The sequence below is a fragment of the Mycobacterium stomatepiae genome (genome assembly GCF_010731715.1).
Taxonomy (GTDB): domain Bacteria; phylum Actinomycetota; class Actinomycetes; order Mycobacteriales; family Mycobacteriaceae; genus Mycobacterium; species Mycobacterium stomatepiae.
The window spans coordinates 5,798,335-5,822,846 of the sequence record NZ_AP022587.1; the positions used below are offsets into that span (position 1 = coordinate 5,798,335).

At 65.8% G+C, this 24,512-nt stretch carries 25 protein-coding genes; 13 read left to right on the forward strand and 12 right to left on the reverse strand.

The window, feature by feature from the left end; translation table 11 throughout:
• Nucleotides 1–2: 2 nt before the first annotated feature.
• Nucleotides 3–953, forward strand: coding sequence for a DNA polymerase III subunit delta (holA, locus tag G6N54_RS27485; protein WP_163795039.1), 951 nt, complete (start codon nt 3–5; stop codon nt 951–953).
• Between the two features lie 8 nt (nt 954–961).
• On the opposite strand, the gene rpsT is transcribed toward holA, so the two are convergent.
• Nucleotides 962–1,222 (reverse strand): 30S ribosomal protein S20, encoded by a 261-nt coding sequence (rpsT, locus tag G6N54_RS27490; protein ID WP_025736070.1) that lies wholly within the window; start codon nt 1,220–1,222, stop codon nt 962–964.
• Nucleotides 1,223–1,370: 148 nt separating this feature from the next.
• Between rpsT and G6N54_RS27495 the strand changes: the two genes are divergently transcribed.
• From G6N54_RS27495 to G6N54_RS27505, 3 genes are read left to right on the forward strand one after another with little or no spacing between them, the layout of a single operon-like run.
• A complete protein-coding gene (locus G6N54_RS27495; protein ID WP_372513282.1) occupies nt 1,371–3,092 on the forward strand; it encodes a circularly permuted type 2 ATP-grasp protein in 1,722 nt (573 codons plus the stop codon).
• Nucleotides 3,092–4,069 carry an alpha-E domain-containing protein gene (locus G6N54_RS27500; RefSeq protein WP_163793745.1) on the forward strand — a complete coding sequence of 326 codons (978 nt, stop codon included), beginning with the start codon at nt 3,092–3,094 and terminating at the stop codon, nt 4,067–4,069. The genes G6N54_RS27495 and G6N54_RS27500 overlap by 1 nt, the downstream gene beginning before the upstream one ends.
• Complete coding sequence (locus G6N54_RS27505) at nt 4,069–4,908, forward strand: transglutaminase family protein (RefSeq protein WP_163793747.1); 840 nt, start codon at nt 4,069–4,071, stop codon at nt 4,906–4,908. The genes G6N54_RS27500 and G6N54_RS27505 overlap by 1 nt, the downstream gene beginning before the upstream one ends.
• Nucleotides 4,909–4,912: 4 nt before the next feature.
• Here G6N54_RS27505 and G6N54_RS27510 read toward each other — a convergent pair whose 3' ends face one another.
• The gene (locus G6N54_RS27510) at nt 4,913–5,773 is read right to left on the reverse strand and encodes a ribonuclease Z (RefSeq protein ID WP_163793749.1); all 861 of its coding nucleotides are present in this window, start codon (nt 5,771–5,773) and stop codon (nt 4,913–4,915) included.
• A gap of 201 nt (nt 5,774–5,974) precedes the next feature.
• Between G6N54_RS27510 and G6N54_RS27515 the strand changes: the two genes are divergently transcribed.
• Nucleotides 5,975–6,403: a CBS domain-containing protein gene (locus G6N54_RS27515; protein ID WP_163793751.1), complete on the forward strand. Its 429-nt coding sequence runs from the start codon at nt 5,975–5,977 to the stop codon at nt 6,401–6,403.
• A gap of 31 nt (nt 6,404–6,434) precedes the next feature.
• Here G6N54_RS27515 and G6N54_RS27520 read toward each other — a convergent pair whose 3' ends face one another.
• Nucleotides 6,435–7,037 carry a type II toxin-antitoxin system PemK/MazF family toxin gene (locus G6N54_RS27520; protein WP_163793752.1) on the reverse strand — a complete coding sequence of 201 codons (603 nt, stop codon included), beginning with the start codon at nt 7,035–7,037 and terminating at the stop codon, nt 6,435–6,437.
• On the opposite strand from G6N54_RS27520, the gene lepA reads away from it, so the two are divergent.
• Entirely contained in the window at nt 7,014–9,011 is a 1,998-nt protein-coding gene (gene lepA / locus G6N54_RS27525) for a translation elongation factor 4 (RefSeq protein WP_372513277.1), read from the forward strand. The two genes, G6N54_RS27520 and lepA, sit on opposite strands and share 24 nt — an antisense overlap.
• Nucleotides 9,008–9,760: a sensor domain-containing protein gene (locus G6N54_RS27530; protein ID WP_163793755.1), complete on the forward strand. Its 753-nt coding sequence runs from the start codon at nt 9,008–9,010 to the stop codon at nt 9,758–9,760. Before lepA ends, G6N54_RS27530 begins: the two co-directional genes overlap by 4 nt.
• A gap of 3 nt (nt 9,761–9,763) precedes the next feature.
• Here the strand turns inward: G6N54_RS27530 and G6N54_RS27535 are convergent, their stop codons facing one another.
• The 3 genes from G6N54_RS27535 to G6N54_RS27545 all read right to left on the reverse strand — a co-directional run bounded on the left by G6N54_RS27535 (nt 9,764) and on the right by G6N54_RS27545 (nt 13,606).
• Entirely contained in the window at nt 9,764–10,213 is a 450-nt protein-coding gene (locus tag G6N54_RS27535; protein WP_163793757.1) for a hypothetical protein, read from the reverse strand.
• Between the two features lie 50 nt (nt 10,214–10,263).
• Nucleotides 10,264–12,222 (reverse strand): glycoside hydrolase family 15 protein, encoded by a 1,959-nt coding sequence (locus tag G6N54_RS27540; RefSeq protein WP_372513281.1) that lies wholly within the window; start codon nt 12,220–12,222, stop codon nt 10,264–10,266.
• Nucleotides 12,223–12,379: 157 nt separating this feature from the next.
• The gene (locus G6N54_RS27545) at nt 12,380–13,606 is read right to left on the reverse strand and encodes an FAD-dependent oxidoreductase (protein WP_163793761.1); all 1,227 of its coding nucleotides are present in this window, start codon (nt 13,604–13,606) and stop codon (nt 12,380–12,382) included.
• Between the two features lie 46 nt (nt 13,607–13,652).
• On the opposite strand from G6N54_RS27545, the gene G6N54_RS27550 reads away from it, so the two are divergent.
• The 5 genes from G6N54_RS27550 to G6N54_RS27570 all read left to right on the forward strand — a co-directional run bounded on the left by G6N54_RS27550 (nt 13,653) and on the right by G6N54_RS27570 (nt 17,999).
• Nucleotides 13,653–13,856 (forward strand): hypothetical protein, encoded by a 204-nt coding sequence (locus G6N54_RS27550; RefSeq protein WP_232073056.1) that lies wholly within the window; start codon nt 13,653–13,655, stop codon nt 13,854–13,856.
• Between the two features lie 329 nt (nt 13,857–14,185).
• Nucleotides 14,186–15,217 carry a sulfate ABC transporter substrate-binding protein gene (locus G6N54_RS27555; protein ID WP_163793765.1) on the forward strand — a complete coding sequence of 344 codons (1,032 nt, stop codon included), beginning with the start codon at nt 14,186–14,188 and terminating at the stop codon, nt 15,215–15,217.
• A complete protein-coding gene (gene cysT / locus G6N54_RS27560) occupies nt 15,214–16,098 on the forward strand; it encodes a sulfate ABC transporter permease subunit CysT (RefSeq protein ID WP_163793767.1) in 885 nt (294 codons plus the stop codon). The genes G6N54_RS27555 and cysT overlap by 4 nt, the downstream gene beginning before the upstream one ends.
• Nucleotides 16,095–16,913, forward strand: coding sequence for a sulfate ABC transporter permease subunit CysW (cysW, locus tag G6N54_RS27565; protein ID WP_163793770.1), 819 nt, complete (start codon nt 16,095–16,097; stop codon nt 16,911–16,913). Before cysT ends, cysW begins: the two co-directional genes overlap by 4 nt.
• Nucleotides 16,914–16,928: 15 nt before the next feature.
• A complete protein-coding gene (locus G6N54_RS27570; RefSeq protein WP_163793771.1) occupies nt 16,929–17,999 on the forward strand; it encodes a sulfate/molybdate ABC transporter ATP-binding protein in 1,071 nt (356 codons plus the stop codon).
• A 3-nt stretch (nt 18,000–18,002) separates the two neighbouring features.
• On the opposite strand, the gene G6N54_RS27575 is transcribed toward G6N54_RS27570, so the two are convergent.
• From G6N54_RS27575 to G6N54_RS31780, 5 genes are all read right to left on the reverse strand, one after another.
• Nucleotides 18,003–18,332, reverse strand: coding sequence for a hypothetical protein (locus G6N54_RS27575; protein WP_163793773.1), 330 nt, complete (start codon nt 18,330–18,332; stop codon nt 18,003–18,005).
• Nucleotides 18,333–18,369: 37 nt separating this feature from the next.
• On the reverse strand, nt 18,370–19,119 hold the full coding sequence (locus G6N54_RS27580; protein WP_232073831.1) for a sirohydrochlorin chelatase: 750 nt from the start codon (nt 19,117–19,119) through the stop codon (nt 18,370–18,372).
• A gap of 14 nt (nt 19,120–19,133) precedes the next feature.
• Nucleotides 19,134–19,877 carry a phosphoadenylyl-sulfate reductase gene (locus tag G6N54_RS27585; protein WP_163793777.1) on the reverse strand — a complete coding sequence of 248 codons (744 nt, stop codon included), beginning with the start codon at nt 19,875–19,877 and terminating at the stop codon, nt 19,134–19,136.
• On the reverse strand, nt 19,874–21,553 hold the full coding sequence (locus G6N54_RS27590) for a nitrite/sulfite reductase (protein ID WP_163793779.1): 1,680 nt from the start codon (nt 21,551–21,553) through the stop codon (nt 19,874–19,876). Before G6N54_RS27590 ends, G6N54_RS27585 begins: the two co-directional genes overlap by 4 nt.
• A 111-nt stretch (nt 21,554–21,664) precedes the next feature.
• Nucleotides 21,665–21,790, reverse strand: coding sequence for an Ms4527A family Cys-rich leader peptide (locus tag G6N54_RS31780; protein WP_372513276.1), 126 nt, complete (start codon nt 21,788–21,790; stop codon nt 21,665–21,667).
• 227 nt (nt 21,791–22,017) lie between these two features.
• Between G6N54_RS31780 and hemW the strand changes: the two genes are divergently transcribed.
• The gene (hemW, locus tag G6N54_RS27595) at nt 22,018–23,190 is read left to right on the forward strand and encodes a radical SAM family heme chaperone HemW (RefSeq protein WP_163793781.1); all 1,173 of its coding nucleotides are present in this window, start codon (nt 22,018–22,020) and stop codon (nt 23,188–23,190) included.
• Nucleotides 23,191–23,194: 4 nt separating this feature from the next.
• On the opposite strand, the gene G6N54_RS27600 is transcribed toward hemW, so the two are convergent.
• A complete protein-coding gene (locus tag G6N54_RS27600) occupies nt 23,195–24,433 on the reverse strand; it encodes a sodium-dependent bicarbonate transport family permease (protein WP_163793783.1) in 1,239 nt (412 codons plus the stop codon).
• Nucleotides 24,434–24,512 lie beyond the last annotated feature (79 nt).

The following is a 24,512-nucleotide window of genomic DNA, read 5'->3' on the forward strand; positions in this document are numbered from 1 at the left end:
CGTTGCACTTGGTCCTGGGGGACGAGGATCTGCTGGTCGAACGCGCCGTGGCCGACGTGCTGCGGGCGGCGCGCAAACGCGCCGGCACCGACGACGTCCCGGTCAATCGCATGCGGGCCGGTGATGTCAGCAGCTACGAGCTCGCGGAGCTGCTCAGTCCGTCGCTGTTCGCCGAAGAACGCATCGTCGTGCTCGATGCCGCGGCCGAGGCGGGCAAGGATGCGGTCGCGATGATCGCGGCGGCCGCCGCCGACCTGCCGCCGGCCACGATGCTGGTGGTGGTGCACTCGGGCGGCGGCCGGGCCAAGGCGCTGGCCGACCAGCTCAAGTCGCTGGGCGCCGAGGTTCACCCGTGCGCGCGGATCACCAAGTTGAGCGAACGCGTCGACTTCATCCGCAAGGAGTTCCGCGCGCTGCGCGTCAAGGTCGACGAGGACACCGTGACCGCCCTGCTCGATGCCGTGGGCTCCGACGTGCGCGAACTGGCCTCGGCCTGCTCGCAGCTGGTCGCCGACACCGGCGGTGAGGTCGACGAGGCCGCGGTGCGCCGCTACCACAGCGGCAAGGCCGAGGTGAAGGGCTTCGATATCGCCGACAAGGCCGTGGCCGGGGATGTCGCTGGCGCGGCCGAGGCGCTGCGGTGGGCGATGATGCGCGGCGAGCCGCTGGTGGTGCTGGCCGACGCGCTGGCCGAAGCCATCCACACCATCGGCCGGGTGGGGCCGCTCTCCGGCGATCCGTACCGGCTGGCGGGTCAGCTGGGCATGCCGCCCTGGCGGGTGAAGAAAGCGCAGAAGCAGGCCCGGCGGTGGTCGCGCGACAGTGTGGCAACCGCGATGAAAGTGGTCGCCGAACTCAATGCCAACGTCAAGGGCGCCGCGGCGGACCCCGACTACGCGCTGGAATCAGCGGTCAGAAAGGTGGCCGAGCTGGTAGCCGACCGGGGCCGGTAGCCCAGGGCTCAGATCTTGTTGAGGGACCGCGCCAGCGCCGACTTCTTGTTGGCGGCCTGGTTCTTGTGGATGACGCCCTTGGTGGCCGCCTTGTCCAGCTTGCGATTGGTCGACACCAGCAATTCGGCGGCCTTGTCCTTGTCGCCTGCCTCAGCGGCCTCACGAAACGCGCGCACGGCGGTGCGCAGCGACGACTTCACCGACTTGTTGCGCAGTCGGGCGCGCTCGTTCGTCTTGATGCGCTTCTGCTGCGACTTGATGTTGGCCACGCGGAACTTTCCTTCGCTAACTTGGTCTGTGCGGTATTCGTTTCGGGGGGCGCCCCACACCCGATTGCGACTGCTCAGGTTAGCAGTCGGTTACGTTTTCTCCCAAAACGGGAACTCGTGGCCTGCCATAACCTCGATTTGAGGCAGCATCCTAAAAGTGAGTCTTGCGAACCAGGTTGAAACAGCCAGGCGCGGGTCGCGTAGCGCTGCGCGCGCGCAGGTGCGCTCCGAGCGCATATTCGGCGGATACAACTCGTCGGACGCCTATCAAATGGCTTTCGACGAGATGTTCGATGCGCAGGGCAACGTCCGGGGCCCCTACAAGGGCATCTACGCGGAGCTGGCGCCGTCGGACGCCTCGGACCTGCGGGCCCGCGCAGACGCGCTGGCCCGTGCGTTCATCGACCAGGGCATTACCTTTTCGCTATCGGGCCAGGAGCGGCCGTTTCCGCTGGACCTGGTGCCGCGGGTGCTGTCGGCGGCCGAATGGACCCGGCTCGAGCGCGGCATCGTCCAACGGGTCAAAGCCCTCGAGATGTATCTCGATGACATCTACGGCGACCAGGAGATCCTGAACGACGGCGTGATCCCGCGTCGCCTGGTCACGTCCTGCGAGCATTTTCACCGTCAGGCCTTCGGCATCGTCCCGCCCAATGGCGTGCGCATCCACGTCGCCGGCATCGACCTGATCAAGGACGAAAAGGGCACCTGGCGGGTGCTGGAGGACAACCTGCGCTCGCCGTCGGGCGTGTCGTACGTGATGGAGAACCGGCGCACGATGGCGCGGGTCTTCCCGAACCTGTTCGCCACCCACCGGGTGCGCGCCGTCGACGACTACGCCTCGCACCTGCTGCGGGCGCTGCGCAATTCCGCGGCGACCAATGAGGCCGACCCGACCGTCGTGGTGCTGACGCCCGGGGTCTATAACTCCGCGTACTTCGAGCACTCGCTGTTGGCCAGGCAGATGGGTGTCGAACTGGTCGAGGGCCGTGACCTGTTCTGCCGCGACAACCAGGTTTACATGCGCACCACCGAGGGGGAACGCCAGGTCGACGTGATCTATCGGCGTATCGACGACATCTACCTCGACCCACTACAGTTCCGCGCCGACTCGGTGCTGGGGGTGGCCGGGCTGGTCAACGCCGCCCGCGCCGGCAACGTCGTGATCTCCAGCGCGATCGGCAACGGCGTCGGCGACGACAAGCTGGTCTATACGTACGTGCCGACGATGATCGAGTACTACCTCGGCGAGAAGCCGCTGCTGGCGAATGTGGACACCTACCGGTGCTGGCTGGACGACGAACGCGAGGAGGTGCTCGACCGGGTCGACGAGCTGGTCATCAAGCCGGTCGAGGGATCCGGCGGCTATGGCATCGTGTTCGGTCCGGAGGCGTCCGAGAAAGAACGGGCGGCCGTCAGCAAGAAGATCCGCGACGACCCCCGCAGCTGGATTGCGCAGCCGATGATGGAGCTGTCGACCGTGCCGACCCGGATCGGCAACTCGTTGGCACCGCGCTACGTCGACCTGCGGCCGTTCGCGGTCAACGACGGTGACGAGGTGTGGGTGCTGCCGGGCGGGTTGAGCCGGGTGGCGTTGGTCGAGGGCTCGCGGGTGGTCAACTCCAGCCAGGGCGGCGGCTCCAAGGACACCTGGGTGTTGGCGCCGCGCACCTCGGCTGCCGACCGTGAGCTGGGCGCCGCCGAGGTGGTGCGGTCGCTGCCGAAGTCCATGGCCGAGCCCGAGCCCGACGGTTCGCCGGAGTCGGCGCACCAACAGCCGCTGCAGGCCGAACAACCGCAGGACGGAAAGTCTCCGAAAAAGCCGAAGCAAAAGCAGCAACAGCAACAACAGCAGAAGATGGTGCTGTGATGTTGGCCAGAAACGCAGAGGCGCTCTACTGGATCGGCCGCTACGTCGAGCGGGCCGACGACACCGCGCGCATTCTCGATGTGGCGCTGCACCAACTTCTCGAGGACTCCAGCGTCGATCCCGACCAGGCGTCCAGGCTGTTGTTGCGGGTGCTCGGCATCGAGCTGCCCAAGCACGACTTGGATGTCTGGTCGTTGACCGACCTCGTCGCCTACAACACCGACAACAAGGGTGGTTCCTCGATCGTCGAGGCGATCACGGCGGCACGCGAAAACGCCAAGTCGGCCCGCGAAGTGACCTCCATCGAAATCTGGGAATGCCTCAACACCACCTTCCATGCCCTGTCCGAACGCGAACGTGCCGCCAAACGCCTTGGGCCACACGAGTTTCTGTCCTTCATCGAGGGCAGGGCAGCGATGTTCGCCGGCCTGGCGGACTCGACGCTCTCGCGGGACGACGGATACCGGTTCATGTTGTTGGGCCGGGCGATCGAGCGCGTCGATATGACCGTGCGGCTCTTGCTGTCTCGGGTCGGTGACAGCGCGTCCTCGCCCGCATGGGTGACGCTGTTGCGCTCGGCGGGCGCTCACGACACCTATCTGCGCACCTATCGCGGGGTGCTGGATGCCGGCCGCGTGGTCGAGTTCATGCTGCTCGATCGGTTGTTCCCCCGATCGGTCTTCTATTCACTGAAGCTGGCCGAAGAAAGCATCGAAGAGCTGGTGCGCAACCCGACGAGCCGGGTGGGAGCCACCCCCGAAGCGCAACGACTGCTCGGGCAGGCCCGCAGTGAACTGGAATTCATGCCGCCCGGGGTGTTGCTCGACACGCTGGAGACGCGTTTGGCCGGCTTGCAGACAACCTGCCGCGATGTCGGAGATGCTTTGTCGCAGCAGTACTTCCACGTGACGCCGTGGGTGGCGTGGTCGGATGCCGGCCATGGCGCCGGCCTGGTCACCCGGAACGGAGACACCTGATGTGGCGGCTGCGAGTAGTGCACACGACGGGGTTCGCCTACCAGTCGGCGGTGACCGCCTCCTATAACGAGGCCAGGCTGACCCCGAGCTCGGACACCCGGCAAAACGTGATCCTCAACCGTGTCGAAACCATTCCGGCAACCCGGTCCTACCGGTACATCGACTACTGGGGGACCGCCGTCACGGCCTTCGACCTGCACGCGCCGCACAGCGACCTGACGGTCACGTCTTCGTCGGTCGTCGAGACCGAGCAGCCCGAACCGCCCGCCAAGGACGTCAGCTGGAGCGACCTGCATTCCGCGGCGGTGATCGATCGGTTCGACGAGTTACTGCAGCCCACCGAGTACACGCCGGCCAGCAAACGGCTCCGGTCGGTCGGCAAGAGAATCGCCAAAAGCAACGAGCCGCAGGAAGCCGTTATGGCCGCGGCCAGTTGGGTGCACGAGGAGTTGGACTACCTTCCGGGGACCACCGGAGTGCGCTCGTCCGGGCTGGACGCTCTGCGGGAGGGCAAGGGCGTCTGCCAAGATTTCGTTCACCTGTCATTAATGCTATTGCGCGACATGGGAATTCCGGCCCGCTACGTGTCGGGCTATCTGCACCCGGCGCGCAACGCCGTCGTCGGGGACACCGTAGAAGGCCGAAGCCACGCCTGGCTGCAGGCGTGGACCGGCGGCTGGTGGAATTACGACCCCACCAACGACACCGAGATCACCGAGCAATACATCAGCGTCGGTGTCGGCCGCGACTACACCGATGTGTCCCCACTGAAGGGCATCTACTCGGGGCAGGGTGCAACCGATCTCGACGTGGTCGTGGAAGTCACTCGACTGGCCTAGCGGTTCAGAGCTTTTCCGAAACGGCTCCGGTCGGCGGGACTTCCACCCGATGCAAGTCGTCGCCGAGCTCGATGCGCCCGCCGAATTCCGAGGCGGCCAGCGTCCGCCACTGTTCCTCCTGTCCGGGCACTAGCGCCGGCACGTAGTGGGTCATGACTAAAGTCCCGACTCCCGCGCGCGCCGCGGTCGCCGCGGCCTCTTCGACCGACGAGTGGTAGTCGCAGATGTCCTGCAGCCGCTGCTGTGGGATTTGCGTGACGATGTCTTTGCGAATCGCGGTGTGCACCAACGCGCCCGCCCCGACCGCCAGTTCGTCGAGGCCCGCGCATGGCACCGTGTCCCCGGCCAGCACCACCGACGCGCCATTGGTGTCGATCCGGAACCCGATGGTCGGCGCCACCGGCCGGTGGTCGGTGGGTGCCACCCGAATCGAGACGCCGTCGCGGTCCCACACCGGGCCCTCGGTGTGTTCGTGCACCTCGATCGGTGGCGGCGTGTTCAGGTCGTCGTGGTGGGCGATTCGGTAACCGATGTCGTGGCCGAATGCCTTCAGGATGGCCTCGACCGTCTCCGCGGTGCCGGGCGGCCCGATGATCGGGAACGGCGCGGGATCCGGGGTGAACGTGGTGATCCACCGCGTGATGAGCAGGTCGCCCAGATCGCCGATGTGGTCGCTGTGCAGGTGGGTGAGCAGCAGCGCCGACAGCCCGGCGGCGCCCACGCCGACGGCCGCCGCGCGCTGCAGGACGCCGCGCCCGCAATCCACCAGGAACACCTGCCCGCCGGCCCGCACCAGCGTCGCCGGACCCGCCCGGTTGGGGTCGGGGATGGGACTGCCGGTTCCCAACAGGGTGATCTCGATCATGGCCCTCATCCTTCAAGACGCGTCGGCGGATTGTGGGCCATTCGGGTGAACGAAGGGGATCGGCCGTTGTCAGTGGCGCGTTTGACCCGCGGGCCCGCGGGTATCGGGTGATGATCGGTTAAGGGTTTTCGCGTTGCCTTTCCCGCCGCGCGAGATAGCCGTAGCCTGGTGTGAAGCAGATCACAACGAGCTGGAGGCTTGATGCGGATAGCGGACGTTTTGCGTAACAAGGGCGCGGCGGTCACGACGATCAATCCGGATGCGACTGTCCGGGAGCTGCTCGCCGGCCTCGCCGAGCAAAACATCGGCGCCATGGTGGTGGTCGGCGACGAGGGAGTGGTCGGCATCGTGTCCGAGCGCGACGTCGTGCGCCAACTGCACGCGCATGGCTCCAGCATGCTGACCCGCCCGGTCTCCAAGATCATGACCGCAACGGTCGCGACATGCACGAAGTCCGACACGGTCGACGAGATCAGCGTGCTGATGACCAAAAACCGGGTGCGCCACGTGCCCGTGCTCGACGGTAAGAAGTTGATCGGCATCGTCAGCATCGGTGACGTCGTGAAGACGCGCATGGAAGAACTCGAGGCCGAACAGCAGCAGTTGCAGTCCTACATCACCCAGGGCTGATCGCCCTTTTCGCCGTTGGCGATGGCACGAGTCAGCGCCAGGCGTAGTCGGTGCGCAGGCGGGCGGCCACCACGTCGAAGACCTCGCGTTGCAGGATCGCGCCCTCGCGGCGGATGCCCTCTTCGGGCACGTCGAGCACCCGATCCAGCCGCACCCAGCTTTCCCGGCCCTCGTAATCCCAGTCGCCGGCGCCGATCGCGACCCAATCCGGGTCGGAGGCGTGGTGCTCCTGGCTGGACAGCATCAGCCCGAGCAGGACGCCACGGTCACGGCCCACGACGAGGACCGGGCGGTCCTTTCCGCGGGTGGGATCGTCCTCGTAGACCACCCACGTCCAGACGATTTCCCCGGGATCGGCCCGGCCGTCGAGGTCTGGGGCGTAGACGACCTTGCGGGCCCGTTGTGCGGTGGGGAAGCTGTCGCTGGTCACCGGCCGGCCCTCGGTGAGCGACGCCGACCCCGCGTCGGCGCCGGAAGCCCGCGCGTTCGCGGTGGTCTTCACCACCTGCTCGATCTCGCGGTACACCGCATGCGCGGTCTGTACCTGCTGAATGAGTCGCGGAACCCCGTAGACGATCGCGTTCTGGGCAAACCGCTGGAAGGTCCTCCATTGCGATTTCCGGCCGGACGCCATAGGTGCAGTTTAGACGCGAGTGACCGATGGCGACTGTGTCCGAGTGTGTCTCGACCAGCCTGCATAGATACCCTGGACATACCGCGAACCGCCGGTCAAGCGCCTGAACTCTCACCAGCACAGGAGATCCCCATCAGCAGTTTCGCCGACAAGACATTCACCGCGCCGGCGCAGATCAGGAACTTCTGCATCATCGCTCATATCGACCACGGCAAGTCCACGCTGGCCGACCGGATGCTTCAGCTCACCGGCGTCGTCGACGAACGGTCGATGCGTGCTCAGTACCTGGACCGGATGGACATCGAACGGGAGCGCGGCATCACGATCAAGGCGCAGAACGTGCGGCTGCCCTGGCAACTCGACGGGACCGACTACGTGTTGCACCTGATCGACACCCCCGGCCACGTCGACTTCACCTACGAGGTGTCGCGCGCGCTGGAGGCGTGCGAGGGCGCGGTGCTGCTGGTCGACGCGGCACAGGGCATCGAGGCTCAGACGCTGGCCAACCTCTACCTGGCGCTGGACCGTGACCTGCACATCATTCCGGTACTCAACAAGATCGACCTACCGGCCGCGGACCCGGAGCGCTACGCGGGCGAGATCGCGCACATCATCGGCTGCGAACCCGGCGACGTGCTGCGGGTGTCCGGCAAGACCGGCGAGGGTGTGACCGACCTGCTCGACCACGTCGTGCGCGAGGTGCCGCCGCCGCAGGGCGACGCCGACGCGCCCGCTCGCGCGATGATCTTCGACTCCGTCTACGACATCTACCGCGGCGTGGTGACCTACGTCCGGGTGGTGGACGGCAAGATCACGCCCCGCGAGCGCATCGCGATGATGTCCACCGGCGCCACGCACGAGCTGCTCGAGGTCGGCATCGTCTCGCCCGAACCCAAGCCCAGCGCGGGGCTGGGCGTGGGGGAGGTGGGCTACCTGATCACCGGGGTCAAGGACGTCCGCCAGTCCAAGGTCGGTGACACGGTGACGACGGCCCGCAACGGCGCCAAGGAGGCGCTGACGGGTTATCGCGAACCCAAGCCGATGGTCTACTCGGGGCTGTATCCGGTGGACGGTTCGGATTACCCGGACCTGCGCGATGCGCTGGAAAAACTACAACTCAACGACGCGGCCCTGACCTACGAGCCAGAGACGTCGGTGGCGCTGGGCTTCGGATTCCGTTGTGGCTTCCTGGGTCTGCTGCATATGGAGATCACCCGCGAACGGCTGGAGCGCGAGTTCGACCTCGACCTGATCTCGACGTCGCCCAACGTCGTCTACCGGGTGATCAAGGAGGACAACACCGAAATCGTGGTGACGAACCCATCGGACTGGCCCGAAGGAAAGGTCCGCGAGGTCTACGAGCCGGTGGTCAAGACCACCGTCATCGCGCCCAGCGAGTTCATCGGCACCATCATGGAGCTGTGCCAGTCGCGTCGCGGCGAGCTCGGCGGTATGGACTACTTGTCGCCGGAGCGCGTCGAGCTGCGCTACTCGATGCCGTTGGGGGAGATCATCTTTGACTTCTTCGACTCGCTGAAGTCGCGCACCCGCGGCTACGCCAGCCTCGACTACGAGGAGGCCGGCGAGCAGCTGGCCGATCTGGTCAAGGTCGACATCCTGCTGCAGGGCGAGGCGGTCGACGCGTTCAGTGCGATCGTGCACAAGGACGGAGCCTCAGCCTACGGCAACAAGATGACCACCAAGCTCAAGGAACTGATCCCGCGCCAGCAGTTCGAGGTGCCGGTGCAGGCGGCGATCGGGTCGAAAATCATTGCCCGCGAGAATATCCGCGCGATCCGCAAAGACGTACTCTCCAAGTGCTATGGGGGAGACATCACCCGCAAGCGCAAACTTCTGGAAAAGCAGAAGGAAGGCAAGAAGCGGATGAAAACCATCGGACGCGTGGATGTTCCGCAGGAGGCTTTCGTCGCGGCGCTGTCCACCGATGCGGCCGGGGATAAAGCCAAGAAATGAGCGGCCGCCGGTGGTGCAGGGTGGCGCCGCTGGTCGCTGTCGTGCTGGTCGCCGGCTGTACCGCGGCAACCGGTGGCAAGGCGGTTCCGGCACGAAATCAGCTGCCCCATCCGGTGCTTGGTGAAACGGTCAAGCAGGTACTGCTGGATGCCGGTGCCGTGTCGAAACTTCTGGGCCGCACGTTTCAGGTCGTCTCGCAATTCCCGCCGTCCTTCGGTGGCATCGAGATGTTGGTCGACGACTACCCATTGGCTTCGCCCGCCGAGTGCGTGGGCGTCGTCTACATGACGCATAAAGCCGCTTACCCGTCGGCCAGCGTCAAGAACATCGCTCGGGCGCTGTGGCAGCAGGCAGGGGCCTCGGCAACCGCGACCGATGTCGCAGAGGGCGTCGTCGCGTTCCCCACCGCGGCGGACGCCAACGCGTTGTTCGCGAAGTTCACCGATCAGTGGCGGCGCTGCGATGGCACGACGTTGACGGTGCCCTCGAGCAGTTTTGCCCAGGACGGCATCAGCGGCGTGCGTGTTACGGATTCGGTTGTCGCGGCGAGTGTTTCGCGAGACCCCGGCGAGAATTCGATTCTGCAGGCCGTCCCTGAAGTTCGTGCCGTTGGAGTGCGGGGGAACTGCTTGGTCGAGGTCGAGGTCGCCTTGGTCGGCAGCACCGACCTGACGGATCAGCCGTCCGCCATGGCCGATGCGGTTGCCGTCGCGCACGCCATGATGGACAAGGTGAGCGCGCTGAGCTGACGGTTACACCTGCTTGTTGGCGATCACGTCCGAAGACACCGCATCGATCGTGACCCGATGTTCGACGATGTAGCTGTCCCAGGCGACGGCTTGCCACACGGTGGTGCCGTTGCTGTCGCCTAGGCTCAGCTCGCTGATCGAGGCGCCCGCGATGGTGGCCAGAATCTTTTCCGCCGCCGCCCGGTAGTCCACCCGCGCGGCCTGCGCCCAGGCGCGGGTCTGGGCTTTGTCGGTGTCGCTTTCGTTCGTCGGGGTCGGCCCGACCATCAGGGTGACTCCGTCAGACGACACGTCCATGGATTGATCCGTCCCGTCCGGAGCGGCCACCACGACCCGCCATGATCCGGTGTCCTGAGACCTGATCAACGTCACCTTGCCGTTCGGCACCGTCGCCAGCGCAACGGATCCGGCGTGCAGCGGCGTCTGCGGGTCGGGCGGTGCGGCCGCCCTCATCGCCCCGCCTATCGTGTCGAGTGAAAGGCTTTGCTGAACAACGACTTACGTTACATGGGCGCGTTGGCGGGCTGGAACATCCCGGAGCCGTCGGACTCCTCCTCGGCGCGGATCACGTGTACCACCGCGTTGATGAGCGCCAGGTGGGTGAACGCCTGCGGGAAGTTGCCCAGGTGCCGGCCGGTGCGCGGCTCGATCTCCTCGGCGTAGAGATGCAGCGGACTGGCGTACGACAGCAGCCGCTCACACAGTCGCTTGGCCCGTGCCACCTCACCGATTTCGACCAGCGCGGACACCAGCCAGAACGAGCAAATGGTGAATGTGCCTTCCTCGCCGGACAATCCGTCGTCGGTCTGCTCGACGCGGTAACGCAGCACCAGACCTTCCTCGGTGAGTTCGTTGGCGATCGCCAGCACGGTGTTGCGCACCCGAGGGTCGTCGGGCGGCAGGAACCGCGTCAGCACCACCAGCAGCAGCGAGGCGTCCAGCGCGTCGTGGCCGTAGCGCTGGGTGAACACGCCGCGGGAGTCCACTCCGTTCTTGAGGATGTCGGCCTTGATCTCCTCGGCGATGACCCGCCACTGTTGGGCATAGCTCTTCTCGCCCTGCCGTTCGGCCAGTTTGGCCCCGCGGTCCAGCGCCACCCAGCACATCACCTTCGACGACGTGAAGTGCTGCGGCTCGCCGCGTACCTCCCAGATGCCGCGATCGGGCTCCCGCCAGTGCGCGATCGCCTCTTCCACCTGCTTCTTGAGCACCGGCCACAACGTCTCGGGAACCTGCTCGCGTGACTTGGCGTGTAGGTAGAAGGAATCCAGGATCGAGCCCCAAATGTCGTGCTGGATCTGGTCATACGCGCCGTTGCCGATCCGCACCGGCCGCGCGTGGTCGTAGCCGGAAAGGTGGTTCAGTTCCTCTTCGACCAGGCTGCGTTCGCCGCCGACCCCGTACATCACCTGCAGCGGATGGCGCTCGTTGTTGTTGGCTCCCGACACGTCGGCGATGAACGCGAAGAAATCGTCGGCCTCGCGATCCAGGCCCAGCGTGTACAGGCCCCACAGCGCGAAGGTCGAGTCGCGGATCCAGGCGTAGCGGTAGTCCCAGTTGCGCTCGCCCCGCGGTGTCTCCGGCAACGATGTGGTGCTGGCGGCCAGCAGCGCACCGGTGGGAGAGTAGGTCAGGCCCTTCAGGGTGAGCGCGCTGCGCTGCAGATAGGCCCGCCACGGATGGTCCGGGAAGTTGCCGATATTGATCCACTGCCGCCAGCACTCGGTGGTCTGCCACATCTTCTCGGCGGCCTCTTCGTAGGTCTGCGGCGCCGGGTGCTTGGTCCAGCTGAGCGCGACGAACACGTCGTCGCCCTCCTTCATCCGGGTGCGCGCCCGTGCTTCGCGGCCCTCTAGCCCGATGTTCAGGTTGCTGGTCAGGCGCAACTCGGGGTGGTCGTCCGGTTGCTTGCTGGCGCGAGCGAGCGCCTCGCCATAGGCGTTGGCGGAGTATTCCCAGGTGGGGCCGATGCGGTGGTAGTCGAAGGCCGGTTCGCAGCTCATGACCAGCTCGACGGTGCCGCTGACACAGCGCACGGTGCGAAGCAGGATGTGCTCGGCGTCCCAGTCCATCGGTGTGCGGCGGTGCGTCTTGGACCGTCGCTCGATGTCATGCCAGGGACCCATCACCAGCGCGTCGCGCACGATCAGCCAGCCGGTGTGGGTTTGCCAGGTCGTTTCCATGATCAGGCTGCCGGGCAGGTAACGGCGGGCCGAGGGCACCGAGACGCCGTACGGGCCGAGCCGGAAATGGCCGGCGCTGCGGTCCAGGATCGCGCCGAACACGCTCGGCGAGTCCGGCCGGGGCACGCACAGCCACTCGACCGAACCGGCGGGGGAGATCAGGCACGTCGTTTCCCAGTCGGACAGAAATGCGTAGTCGGCGATCGGCGGAAACGGGTTGCGCAGCGCGCTGCCGGACGTGAATGCCGCCGGCGCGCTGAAATCGAGCGGCGACGCCAGCGGCGACTGACGGTCGGGAGGAAACCCCTGCGCGGGAGCTGCGGCGGCGGGCTGGTCGGCGGGTTCGGCGTGCATGACCATCTCGCCATCATCATCTGTCGACCCGCCCGGCGTCCATTTTTTGCCGAGCTGGGCCGTGGCGGCGTGTGCCGGCGGATTACCCGTGGGGTCGGGCGAACTCCGGCGCGTGCTCGGACACCGGACCGATCGCCACCAAGTAGGCGAGGGCTCGCCGCAGGGCCGGCAACCGGCCTGCCAGCCGAACGCCCCGCGGCGCCTCGCCATCGCTACCGGCCACCACCTCGGCGACCACCTGCGCGTGGATCGTCCGCTGCACGGCCTGGATGATCGCGGTGGGTATCCAGCGCCTTACCTGCACCCGCAACAGTTCTCGTGTGGTTACCCGGCCGGTTTGCAGCGGGCCGGCCAGCAAGCGCGCGGTGGCCACCGCATCGGCGACCGCGAGGTTGATTCCGACCCCGCCGACCGGCGACATCGCATGCGCCGCGTCGCCGATGCACAGGGCGCCGTCGGTGTACCAGCGGCGCAGCCGATTGAGTTGCACGTCAAGCAGTTTCACGTCGTCGAACGAAGCCAGCGCGCCGACCCGGTCGGCCAGCCAGGGCACCAGTCCCACCAGCACCTGGTGCAGCGCTTCGATGCCCTCGGCTCGCATCTCGGTGTCGGCACCCTTGGGAATGATGTAGGCGATCTGGTAGTAGTCGCCGCGGTCGATCATGATGAGCCCGTGTCCGGACACGAACCTGCCGGCGAGTCCGCTCGGGTCGTCGGGATGCCGGGGCAACCGGAACCACCACACGTCCATCGGGGCGCCGAACCGCCGCGGTTCGAATCCGATCGCCGAGCGCACCGTGGACCCGCGCCCGTCGCAGGCCACCGTCAGCAACGAGCGCATCTGCTTGCTCTCACCGCTCGAGTCGCGGTAGGTGACGCCGCTGACGCGGTCGCCGTCGCGAACCACCCCGGTCACCTCGCTGCGGCGTAACAGCTGGAAGCAGGGTTCGGCCTCGGCCGCGCTGGCAAACATCTCCAAAAAGTCCCACTGGGGCACCAGGGCGATGTGCTGATGCGCGCCCGGCAGCCGGGAGAGGTCGAGGTTCAACGGCTGGCCTTGCATCTCCAATTGGATACTGTCGATCAGACGGTGGGGGAGCTCGGTGAAGCGCGATCCCAAACCGAGTTCGTCGAGCAGCCGCAGCGTGCTGGCGTGCACGGTGTCGCCGCGGAAGTCGCGCAGGAAATCCGCGTGTTTTTCCATCACGGTGACTCTTACGCCGCCGCGTGCCAACAGCAGGCCAAGCACCATGCCGGCCGGACCGCCGCCGGCAATCACACAGGTGGTTTCCTCGGATGCGACCGCCACCCGCCGATCTTCACATATTGGAGTTTCGGGTTCCGCGACGAATAGGGTGAGCCCGGTGAGCGGGTTCCTCAATTGGTGGGACGGAAATGAGCTGTGGATTTCCGGACTTCCCTTCGTGCTGCAGGCGATGGTGGTGATGCCCGTCGTGCTGGCGGTGGCCTACTTTGCGGCGGTGGCCCTGGACGCGGTGCTCAGCAAAGGGATCGAACTGTTGCGGCGCGCCCGTCAGGTCGATGGGACGTCCAGGTAATCGGGGATGCCTCGGTCTCATGTGACGTTGGTTCTCGTCACGCTCGTCGTGTTGGTGATCGTCGCGTGGTGGGTGACGCACTGAGGCGGGTGTGCCGACTTGCGCCGGGGGCCGGTCCGGTGGCGGGACAGTGAATTCCTGTTAGGCTTCGCGCCATGCACCTGACATCCGCAGCCCCGGAATGTGATGTCTTCGTGCACTGTTGTCGCTGAACTACCACCCGCGCGCGGTTTGGTAGGGAGTTCGCGAATTTCCCTGACGTTTTCAATGCCTTTCCGCAGCAATGGGACCGATATCCATAAGCCCGCACCGAAAGGCCGTCAATGCATATGGACAGCGTCAGCGCATCGCGCTGGCGACCTTTCGGCGCGCTCGCACTGATCTCGGTTGTCGTCGCGGCGTGTAGCCCCGGTCCCAGCGACGCGGTGGGCGGCGGTGGCCTGTCCAATGCGCATACGACGATCACCCTGGTCGCTTATTCGGTCCCAGAACCGGGGTGGAGCAAGGTGATTCCCGCGTTCAATGGTTCGGAAGAGGGCAAGAGCGTGCAGGTGATCACGTCGTACGGAGCCTCCGGCGACCAATCCCGCGGCGTGGCCGACGGCAAGCCGGCCGACCTGGTCAACTTCTCGGTGGAACCCGACATCACCCGCTTGGTCAAGGCGGGCAAGGTCTCCAAGGATTGGAATACCGATGCGACCAAGGGCATCCCGTTCGGGTCGGTGGTGTCGTTGGTGGTGCGCAAGGGCAATCCGAAGAACATTCGGGATTGGGACGACCTGCTGCGACCCGGCGTGGAGGTCATCACACCCAGCCCGTTGAGTTCGGGTTCGGCGAAGTGGAACCTGCTGGCGCCCTACGCCGCAAAGAGCGATGGCGGCAGGAACAGCCAGGCCGGCATCGACTTCATCAGCCAGTTGGTGCATGAACATGTCAAATTGCGCCCCGGCTCGGGACGCGAAGCCACCGATGTTTTCATCCAGGGCAGCGGCGACGTGCTGATCAGTTACGAGAACGAGGCCATCGTCGCGGAACGGGCCGGCAAACCGGTCGAACACGTCAACCCGAGCCAGACCTTCAAGATCGAGAATCCGGTGGCGGTGGTGACGACCAGCGCGCACCTGGACGCCGCGACCGCGTTCAAGAACTTCCAATACACCGCCGCGGCGCAGAGGGTATGGGCGCAGACCGGTTTCCGGCCGGTCGATCCCGCGGTCGCCGCCGAGTTCCGGAACCAGTTCCCGGTTCCGGCGAAACTCTGGACCATCGCCGACCTGGGCGGCTGGGCCACGGTGGATCCGCAGTTGTTCGACAAGAACAACGGCAGCATCACCAAGATCTACACGAAGGCCACCGGATGACGGCGGCGATCCTCCCGGATCCCGAAGCGATCCGGGCCCAGCCCGACGAGCCCGAGGGCAACGGACCGCGCCGGCCGGTGGATTCCTTCGTCCGGCCGGGCACCACCTCGCTGCGGGTCGGGGTGGCGACGGTATGGCTCTCGGTGATCGTGCTGCTCCCGCTGGCCGCAATCGCTTGGCAGGCCGCCGGTGGTGGCTGGCACGCCTTCTGGCTGGCGGTCACCTCGCACGCGGCAGTGGATTCGTTTCGGGTGACCCTGACCATCAGTCTCGGTGTCACGGTGGTCAACGTCGTGTTCGGTCTGTTGATCGCCTGGATTCTGGTGCGCGACGACTTCTTCGGTAAACGACTTGTCGATACGGTCATCGACTTGCCGTTCGCGCTGCCCACAATCGTGGCCAGCCTGGTGATGCTGGCCCTCTACGGGAACCACAGCCCCGTGGGCTTGCACCTGCAGCACACCGCGTGGGGTGTGGCGGTGGCGCTGGCGTTCGTGACGTTGCCCTTCGTGGTGCGCGCGGTTCAGCCGGTGCTGCTGGAAATCGACCGTGAGACCGAAGAGGCGGCGGCGTCGCTGGGCGCCAGTGGCCCGAAGATCTTCACCTCCGTCATCCTGCCGTCGCTGCTGCCGTCTCTGTTGTCCGGCGCCGGCCTGGCATTTTCGCGGGCGATCGGCGAGTTCGGTTCGGTGGTGCTGATCGGTGGGGCCGTCCCCGGCAAGACCGAAGTCTCGTCGCAGTGGATCCGGACCTTGATCGAGAACGACGACCGAACCGGCGCCGCGGCGATATCGATTGTGTTGTTGCTGATTTCGTTCGTCCTGCTCTTCATTTTGCGGCTGGTGGGTGCCCGGGCCGCGCGACGAGAGGAGAGCTCGTGACGTCGTCACCGTGGGTTCGTTACCTCACTCGCTATCTTGGCCTGTCGTACCTCTTTGTGCTGCTGATCGTTCCGGTTTCCGTGATCCTCTGGCGGACCTTCGAGCCGGGATTGGGTCAGTTCTACGACTGGGTGAGTACGCCGGCAGCGCAATCGGCGCTGGACTTGTCGCTGCTGGTGGTGGCGATCGTGGTGCCGCTCAACGTGGTCTTCGGCATCCCCACTGCATTGGTGCTGGCGCGCAACAAGTTTCGTGGCAAGGGGGCGTTGCAGGCCGTCATCGACCTGCCCTTCGCTGTCTCGCCGGTCATCGTCGGCGTCGCGCTGATCCTGTTGTGGGGATCGGCGGGTGCGTTCGGATTTTTCGAGCGAGACTTCGGGTTGAAGATCATCTTCGGCCTGCCGGGTATCGTCCTCGCCAGTATTTTCGTCACGCTGCCGTTCGTGGTCCGTGAAGTCGAGCCGGTGCTACACGAGTTGGGCACCGACCAGGAGCAGGCGGCCGCGACACTGGGTTCTAGTTGGTGGCAGACCTTTTGGCGGATCACACTGCCGTCTATCCGGTGGGGCCTGACCTACGGCATCATGCTGACCATCGCCCGTACCCTCGGCGAATTCGGCGCGGTGACCATCGTGTCGTCCAACCTTCCGGGGAAGTCGCAGACACTGACGCCGCTGGTCTCGGACCGATACAACCGGGGCGCCGAGTACGGCGCCTACGCGCTATCCACACTGCTGATGGGAGTCGCGGTGGCGGTTCTGATCGTCCAGGTGATTCTCGACGTTCGCCGAGCACGGGCGAATAAGGTTGCTTGACAAGGAGACACGGATATGACCGCCATCAAGACAGACAACGCGATCATCGTTCGCGACGCCAACAAGCGCTACAACGACTTCGTGGCCTTGGATCATGTGGACTTCGTGGTTCCCACTGGGTCGCTGACCGCATTGCTCGGCCCTAGCGGTTCGGGTAAGTCGACCCTGCTGCGCACCATCGCCGGTCTCGACCAGCCGGACACCGGGACCGTGACGATCAACGGAATCGACGTCACCCGGGTTCCGCCGCAGCGGCGCGGCATCGGCTTCGTGTTTCAGCACTACGCCGCGTTCAAGCACATGACGGTCCGCGACAATGTCGCGTACGGATTGAAGATCCGCAAGCGACCCAAGGCCGAGGTCAAGGAGAAGGTCGACAACCTGCTAGAAGTGGTGGGGCTCAGCGGATTTCAAGGTCGCTACCCAAACCAGCTCTCCGGCGGTCAGCGCCAGCGGATGGCCCTGGCGCGAGCGCTGGCTGTCGACCCACAGGTGCTGCTGCTCGACGAGCCGTTCGGCGCGCTGGACGCCAAGGTTCGCGAGGATCTGCGGGCCTGGCTGCGCCGTCTGCACGACGAGGTCCATGTCACCACGGTGCTGGTCACCCACGATCAGGCCGAGGCGCTGGATGTGGCCGATCGGATCGCGGTGCTCAACAAGGGCCGCATCGAGCAGGTCGGGTCCCCGACCGAGGTGTACGACGCGCCCGCGAACGCGTTCGTGATGTCGTTCCTGGGTGCGGTCTCGACACTGAACGGCAGTTTGGTTCGCCCGCACGACATTCGGGTCGGCCGCAATCCCGAGATGGCGATCGCCGGCGGAGACAGCGCCGCCGAGTCCATCGGGGTGGTCCGGGCTACCGTCGACCGGGTGGTGGCACTTGGTTTCGAGGTGCGCGTCGAATTGACCAGCGCGGCCACCGGTGGCAGTTTCACCGCCCAAATCACCCGGGGCGACGCCGAGGCGCTGGCCCTGAAGGACGGGGACACCGTCTACGTGCGCGCGACCCGCGTGCCGTCCACGATCACCGATGCCGCGCCGTCCGGCAGCGCCGACGAGGACCAGAGCACGTTGACGTCGGCCTGAGTGTTATTGCAGCGTCGACCAATAAGGCGGTTGCTGCGTTAGCCGCTCGATATATTCGGTCACCGTCAGCTCGTCGGATTCGGACGTGTCGTCGCCATGGGCGAACGGGCACCAGCGCGGATCGGCTTCGGTAATCCACACCGCTACCAGTTCCACCTCGGGGACCGGGGCGCCCGGCGGCGGTGAAATCAGGTCCGCGGCGAATCCTTCGGCGCCCGGCCAGGTGAGGCCGTCGCTGTAAATGACCTCGTTGTTCCGGTTTTGAGCGACGACGTGATAGTGCGGCAGCCCGGCCAAATGCTCGGCAAGGCCGTGCGTGTCGCGGTCGCCCATCTCTCCATGTTAGTGCTGCAAGCGATTCGATGGAGGGTTAGGCCGCAATCTGCTCGGCGGCCGTCGTGGCGAAGCGATCCAGCACGGTCTCGGCCACCAAACGGTGAGCACCCAGCGGGGCCGCCATCTCGATGCCGGCCTTCGCGGCGAATCTTTGCACCCGGTCGGGGAGCAGTCCCGGCGCCAAGAACCACGGCGCGATGATTACCCGGCGGGCACGCTGGCGGCGCAGCCTGCCCAGGGCTTCGGACAGCGAGCGTTCCTGGTGGGTGGCGAAAGCGGTGGTTGCGCCCGCCCAACCCGTGCCCGCCAACAGCTTTGGAGCGACCCGGCCCGTGCGCTCGTTCACCGCCGGGTCGGACGTGCCGATCGCCACTATGAGGACACCGACACTATCGTCGAGGCGCGAGACTCCCAACTCCGTCACGCGCCGGCGCAGCACCGACACCAGCCGGTCGTCCTCGCCGAGCACCGGAGCCTGCGATATGTGTTGGTTCGTAACGCAACTGGCGATCTGGGCAGGCATGTCCACCCGAGCGTGGTAGGCGTTGGCCAACAGTAGCGGAGTGACCACCGCTGGGCCATCCAGCGACGTGAGCACGTCGGTCAGGCTCGGTGAACTGTGTTCCAGGAATGCCAGTCGCACATCGAGATTCGGCCGCATGACCGTCAGCCGGTCGGCGACGGCCTGCGTATTGGCCACCGACCGTGGATCCTTGCTTCCATGTGCTGTCAGCACGAGCTGAGGCTGGATGGCGCCGCCCCTCCGTATCGCTTCGCTCTGCATCGTCGCCGACGCGATCACGACGCGTGCAACCCGCATTCGGTTTTTGCCTGCCCCTGCCAACGCCCGCTGCGCGGGTCGGCACCCTCCTCGGGCTTGGCCGTGCAGGGGGCGCAGCCAATCGACGGATATCCTTCGTAGACAAGCGGATTGACCAGGACATCGTGCTCGTCGATGTAGTTCTGCATGTCGTCGTCGGTCCATGCCGCCAGCGGGTTGATCTTCACCAGTTTGAACGCCTCGTCGAAACTGATCAGCGGCGCGTTGGCGCGGGTCGGTGCCTCGACCCGGCGTATCCCGGTCACCCAGGCGGAGTAGCCGCTGAGCGCCTTGCTCAGCGGGACGACCTTGCGCAGCCGGCAGCATTCGCCGGGGTCTCGTGCGAACAGGTCCTTGCCCTTGAGTTCGTCTTGCTCGGCAACTGTGTGTTCCGGCGTGACGTTGAGAACCCGTACGTCGTAGACGGATTCGACCGCGTCGCGAGTGCCGACCGTTTCGACGAAGTGATAGCCGGTGTCCAGGAACAGCACCGGTACGCCGGGGCGCACCTTGGACGCCATATCCACCAGCACGGCGTCCTGCATGTTGGAGGCGACGATGTAATTGCACGTCGCCCAGCCGCGTGGCCCGTTGATACCGCCGAAGTTCTCGTCGGTCCAGCGCAGCAGCTCGGTCGCGCTGGCGCCCTCCAATTCGGCCGCGCCTCGGGCGGCGAGCTCACGCAGGGCGGCGTAGGCCGGATCGGCCACATCGCTGCTCATCGCAGATCGCCCTCCTCGGCGCGAAGTGCCCATTGCGCGAACCGCTCCCCGTCGCTGCGGTGCTTGAGGAAGTTGCGCACCACTCGATCGATGTAGTCGCCCAGCTCGTCGCTGGTGACCTTGTGCTGGCGCAGTTTTCGGCCGAATCCGCTGTCGAGGCCGAGGCTGCCGCCCAGATGCACCTGGAAGCCCTCGACAGAGTTCCCGTCGCCGTCGTCCACCATCTGGCCCTTGAAGCCGATGTCGGCGACCTGAATGCGCGCACACGAGTTGGGGCAGCCGTTGATGTTGACGGTGATCGGAACATTGAGTCGCGAGTTGATGTCTTCGAGCCGGGCTTCCAGCTCGGGCACCAACGTCTGTGCCTTGACCCGGGTTTCGGCGAAGGACAACTTGCAGTACTCAATCCCCGTGCACGCCATCAGGTTTCGGCGCCAGTGCGACGGCTGTGACTGCAATCCGAGTGCCTCCAAGCCGGCGATCAAATCGTCGAGCTTGTCGTCGGGAATGTCGAGGATGACCAGCTTCTGGTAGGGCGTGAACCGGATCCGGTCGGAGCCGGCCTGCTCGGCGAGGTCGGCCACCGCGGTGAGGATGGTGCCGGACACGCGTCCCGCGATCGCGGCGACCCCGACCGCGTTGAGCCCGTTCTTGAGCCGCTGAACGCCGACGTGGTCGATCGGATGCTTGACCGGCTCGGGCGCCGGGCCGTCGATCAGCGGACGCTTCAGGTACTCGGTTTCCAGAACTTCCCGGAACTTCTCGATGCCCCAGTCCTTGATCAGGAACTTCAGCCGCGCCTTGGCCCGCAGTCGCCGGTAGCCGTAGTCGCGGAAGATCGACGTCACCGCGTGCCATACCTCGGGCACCTCTTCGAGCGGGACCCAGGCGCCGACCCGCTGGCCGAGCATGGGGTTGGTGGAGAGTCCGCCACCGACCCAGAGGTCGAGGCCGGGGCCGTGCTCGGGGTGGTTGACACCGATGAATGCGATGTCGTTGACCTCGTGCACCACATCTTGCAGTCCCGAGATCGCGGTCTTGTGCTTGCGAGGCAGGTCGGCGAAGGCGGGGTCGCCGATGTAGCGGCGCACGATCTCGTCGATCGCCCAGGTCGGGTCGAGCACCTCGTCGAGCGACTCACCGGCCAACGGTGACCCCAGGATGACGCGCGGGCAATCCCCGCACGCCTCGGCGGTCTGCAGTCCGACCTCGGCAAGCCGACGCCAGATCTCGGGGACGTCCTCCACCCGTATCCAGTGGTACTGCACGTTCTCTCGATCGGAGATGTCGGCGGTGTCGCGGGCGAATTCGGTGGAGATCTGGCCCACGGTGCGCAGTGCCGCCGCCGACAGCGCGCCGCCGTCGCAGCGCACCCGCATCATGAAGTATTTGGCTTCCAGCAAATCGGCATTGTCGTCGCCGGTGAACGAGCCGTCGTAGCCCTGCTCGCGCTGGGTGTATAGACCCCACCAACGCATCCGGCCGCGTAGATCGTTCTTCTCGATGCTGTCGAAGCCCTCTTTGGCGTAGACGTTTTCGATGCGTTCCCGCACCTCAAGCGGGGGGCCGGCCTGCTTGAACTCCTCGTTGGGGTTGAGCGGCTCTCGATCCCCCAGCGCCCACTGGCCCTCGCTTCGAGTCTTTTTGTCGGGCGCAGCGGGACGGGCTGTGGTCATTCGAAGGTCTCCTTCGCGGGCTGTGCAAGCGTGGACGGGCGACTCACCGGGGATTTGCGGCGGCCGCAGATCCGGCGCCAGCTGGACGTACAGGTGGGCGGGTCTACGGGGTCAAGCCGGACAGCTACAGCTGCAGACACGCTTGAGATCGATGTGCCGCCGCGCCACTAACGCAATGCGCAAGCTGGGCTGGGCGACGGTCACGGCCCCATTCTGCCACGGATAACGACGAGCCATGCCACCAGGTCGGATTTGTTCTCACGGTGAGCAAAACTACCCGACAATCCTGGGTAATTCGACGTACAAAACCGAGAAATCCCTGTGAGGCCGCCGCCCGTTTGTCTACGTGCCCAATTAGCTGACCGTCCGGGCCGGGCGATCGGGCGTCGGGCCGGGGTGAATTTGCTCACCTACGCATTCGTCGCGCGAGCGGGGCGACCCGGCGAACGTGCAATCATTTGGGCATGGCCCTTCGCGCGGCAGCGGTTGAGTTGCCCGGGATGCAGCGCAGTCCCGAACAGTCGTTCGGGGTGTACGTCCATGTCCCTTTCTGCATAACCCGTTGCGGCTATTGCGATTTCAATACCTACACACCCGCCGAGTTGGGCGGCGTCAACCCGGACGGGTGGCTGGAGGCGCTGCGCACCGAGCTGGCGCTGGCCGCCGCACGACTCGATGCGCCGACGGTGAACACGGTGTTCGTCGGGGGTGGGACGCCGTCGCTGCTGGGCCCGGCGCGCATCGTCGCGCTGCTGGACATGGTGCGCGAGCACTTCGTCCTGGCGCCGGATGCCGAGATCACCACCGAGGCCAACCCGGAGTCCGCCTGGCCGGACTTCTTCGAGGCTGCCCGGGCGGCCGGATACACCCGGGTGTCCCTCGGCATGCAGTCGGTGTCCCCGTTCGTGCTGGGTGTGCTCGACCGGATTCACACGCCGAACCGGTCGGCGGCGGCCGCCCGCGAGGCGTTGGAGGCGGGCTTCGAACACGTCAGCCTCGACCTGATCTATGGAACGCCGGTCGAGACCGACGACGAGCTGCTGCGCTCGGTCGACACGGCGATCGCGACCGGCGTCGACCATGTGTCCGCCTATGCGCTGGTCGTCGAGGAGGGAACCGCGTTGGCGCGCAGGGTTCGCAGCGGCGAGCTGGCGGCACCGGACGACGACGTGTTGGCCCACCGCTACGAGCTGCTGGACGAGCGCCTGTCCGCGGCCGGCTTCGATTGGTATGAGGTGTCCAACTGGTCGCGGCTGGGCGGGGAGTGCCGGCACAACCTCGGCTACTGGGACGGTGGTCAGTGGTGGGGTGCGGGACCGGGTGCACACGGATACGTGGGCGCAACGCGGTGGTGGAATGTCAAGCACCCCAACAGTTACGCGGAGGCGCTGGCCGGTTCGGTGTTACCGGTGGCGGGCTTCGAGCAGCTCGACGCCGAGGCGTTACATACCGAGGATGTGCTGCTGAAAACCCGTCTGCGCCAAGGCCTCCCGTTGGAAGTGCTAGACGCTGACGAGCGGGAACGAGCCAAAACCGTTGTTGCCGATGGCTTGCTGGTAGCTGACGCCGACCGGCTGGTCCTCACGCCGCGCGGCCGGTTGCTGGCCGACGCGGCCGTGCGGACGCTGCTGGGATGAGGCGTCAAACGCCGAACCACTGTTCGATGACGCGGGCGATCTCGATGTAGAGCGGGATTCCGATCGTGACGTTGTAGGAGAGCGTCAGACCGAGCGACGCCGCGAGCGGCAAGGTCGGACTCGCTTCCGGGATTGCCAGTCGCTGGACCGCGGGCACGGCGATGTAGGACGCCGCACCGCACAAGACCGCGAACAGCACATACGTGCCCGTCTTGAAGTCGGTATGGGTCACGCTGGCATAGGCGCAGGCGACGAAGATCCCCAGTGTGGCAAAGACATTCGGGGCCAGCACGGCAAAGAAGATGAATCCGGGCCCCGCCGTTCTCAGGTCCTTCAACTTCCGCGATGCCGTCATCCCCATCTCGAGCAGGAACAGACACAGCACACCCTGGAACGCCATGACGAAGAACTTGTCGTCGTCCTGCACGACCTTCTGGCCCTGCAGACCACTGATCAGGCCGATTACGATCCCGCCGATCAGCAGCACCAACCCGGGGTTAAGGAAGACCTCCTGGAACAGCTCGCGGGAGAACAGGGACGGCTTTTTCTTGGTGAGTTGGGCACTCGGGCTGACGTCGAGTTCCACTGTGCGCTCGCCCTTTTCCAGCGAAAGCTCGAGTTCCTCCTCGATCCCCAATGCGCGCTCGGTCTCCAGGCTCTGGCCCTGCGGGGGCCGGGCTGCGGTGCCCGGACCGACGCCGACCTTGACCGGCGTGTAGCCCGGCTCGTCGGCCATGTTGCCCGCCGAGTCGATTCCCCGGTGTCGCAGGTGGGCCACCAGATAGAGCGCCACCAGGCAGCCGGGAATCTCCATGACGGCCAGCATCACCGGCATGTAAGCGTTGAAGGCGATGTTCACTGCGGCAAGGACCGCCACGCAGGTGGCGAACGTTCCAGCCGAGTCCGACCCGTAATAACCGGCGATGGTTGCCCGGTCGATTCTGCGCAATTTGGTAACCCAACCGAGCAGGTAGTAGGCGATGATGCCGATCACGAAGTTCAGCACGAAGCCCAGCACCATGAATCCGATGATCGCCCCGATGCTGGAGGCATTGACCTCGGCGAGTTCCTCACCACCGTGCCAGCCGATAGCCAACAGCAGGTACATGGTGAGGCCTTGATAGATCACATAAGGGAACTCGAACCGGACCTTCAAGATCGGAATCAGGAATCCGAAGTAGAAGAAAAGCAGCAGCGGCTTGAACAGGTTATGCGTGAAGTTATGCCAGAACTCTTGCAGCATTGGTGCCTCTCTTATCCATCCGGTGGCCCGGGGGAAGCACTGTCCGCAAGGGGCTACCACGAATGTCCCGACGACCGTG

Excerpts from the sequence above, each read along its gene's own strand:
- G6N54_RS27500 (WP_163793745.1), top strand. The coding sequence starts at position 3,092 with ATGTTGGCCAGAAACGCAGAGGCGCTCTACTGGATCGGCCGCTACGTC.
- G6N54_RS27505 (WP_163793747.1), top strand. The coding sequence starts at position 4,069 with ATGTGGCGGCTGCGAGTAGTGCACACGACGGGGTTCGCCTACCAGTCG.
- G6N54_RS27510 (WP_163793749.1), bottom strand. The coding sequence starts at position 5,773 with ATGATCGAGATCACCCTGTTGGGAACCGGCAGTCCCATCCCCGACCCC.
- G6N54_RS27515 (WP_163793751.1), top strand. The coding sequence starts at position 5,975 with ATGCGGATAGCGGACGTTTTGCGTAACAAGGGCGCGGCGGTCACGACG.
- G6N54_RS27520 (WP_163793752.1), bottom strand. The coding sequence starts at position 7,037 with ATGGCGTCCGGCCGGAAATCGCAATGGAGGACCTTCCAGCGGTTTGCC.
- G6N54_RS27530 (WP_163793755.1), top strand. The coding sequence starts at position 9,008 with ATGAGCGGCCGCCGGTGGTGCAGGGTGGCGCCGCTGGTCGCTGTCGTG.
- G6N54_RS27535 (WP_163793757.1), bottom strand. The coding sequence starts at position 10,213 with ATGAGGGCGGCCGCACCGCCCGACCCGCAGACGCCGCTGCACGCCGGA.
- G6N54_RS27555 (WP_163793765.1), top strand. The coding sequence starts at position 14,186 with ATGGACAGCGTCAGCGCATCGCGCTGGCGACCTTTCGGCGCGCTCGCA.
- cysT (WP_163793767.1), top strand. The coding sequence starts at position 15,214 with ATGACGGCGGCGATCCTCCCGGATCCCGAAGCGATCCGGGCCCAGCCC.
- G6N54_RS27570 (WP_163793771.1), top strand. The coding sequence starts at position 16,929 with ATGACCGCCATCAAGACAGACAACGCGATCATCGTTCGCGACGCCAAC.
- G6N54_RS27575 (WP_163793773.1), bottom strand. The coding sequence starts at position 18,332 with ATGGGCGACCGCGACACGCACGGCCTTGCCGAGCATTTGGCCGGGCTG.
- G6N54_RS27580 (WP_232073831.1), bottom strand. The coding sequence starts at position 19,119 with ATGCAGAGCGAAGCGATACGGAGGGGCGGCGCCATCCAGCCTCAGCTC.
- G6N54_RS27585 (WP_163793777.1), bottom strand. The coding sequence starts at position 19,877 with ATGAGCAGCGATGTGGCCGATCCGGCCTACGCCGCCCTGCGTGAGCTC.
- G6N54_RS27590 (WP_163793779.1), bottom strand. The coding sequence starts at position 21,553 with ATGACCACAGCCCGTCCCGCTGCGCCCGACAAAAAGACTCGAAGCGAG.
- G6N54_RS31780 (WP_372513276.1), bottom strand. The coding sequence starts at position 21,790 with ATGGCTCGTCGTTATCCGTGGCAGAATGGGGCCGTGACCGTCGCCCAG.
- hemW (WP_163793781.1), top strand. The coding sequence starts at position 22,018 with ATGGCCCTTCGCGCGGCAGCGGTTGAGTTGCCCGGGATGCAGCGCAGT.
- G6N54_RS27600 (WP_163793783.1), bottom strand. The coding sequence starts at position 24,433 with ATGCTGCAAGAGTTCTGGCATAACTTCACGCATAACCTGTTCAAGCCG.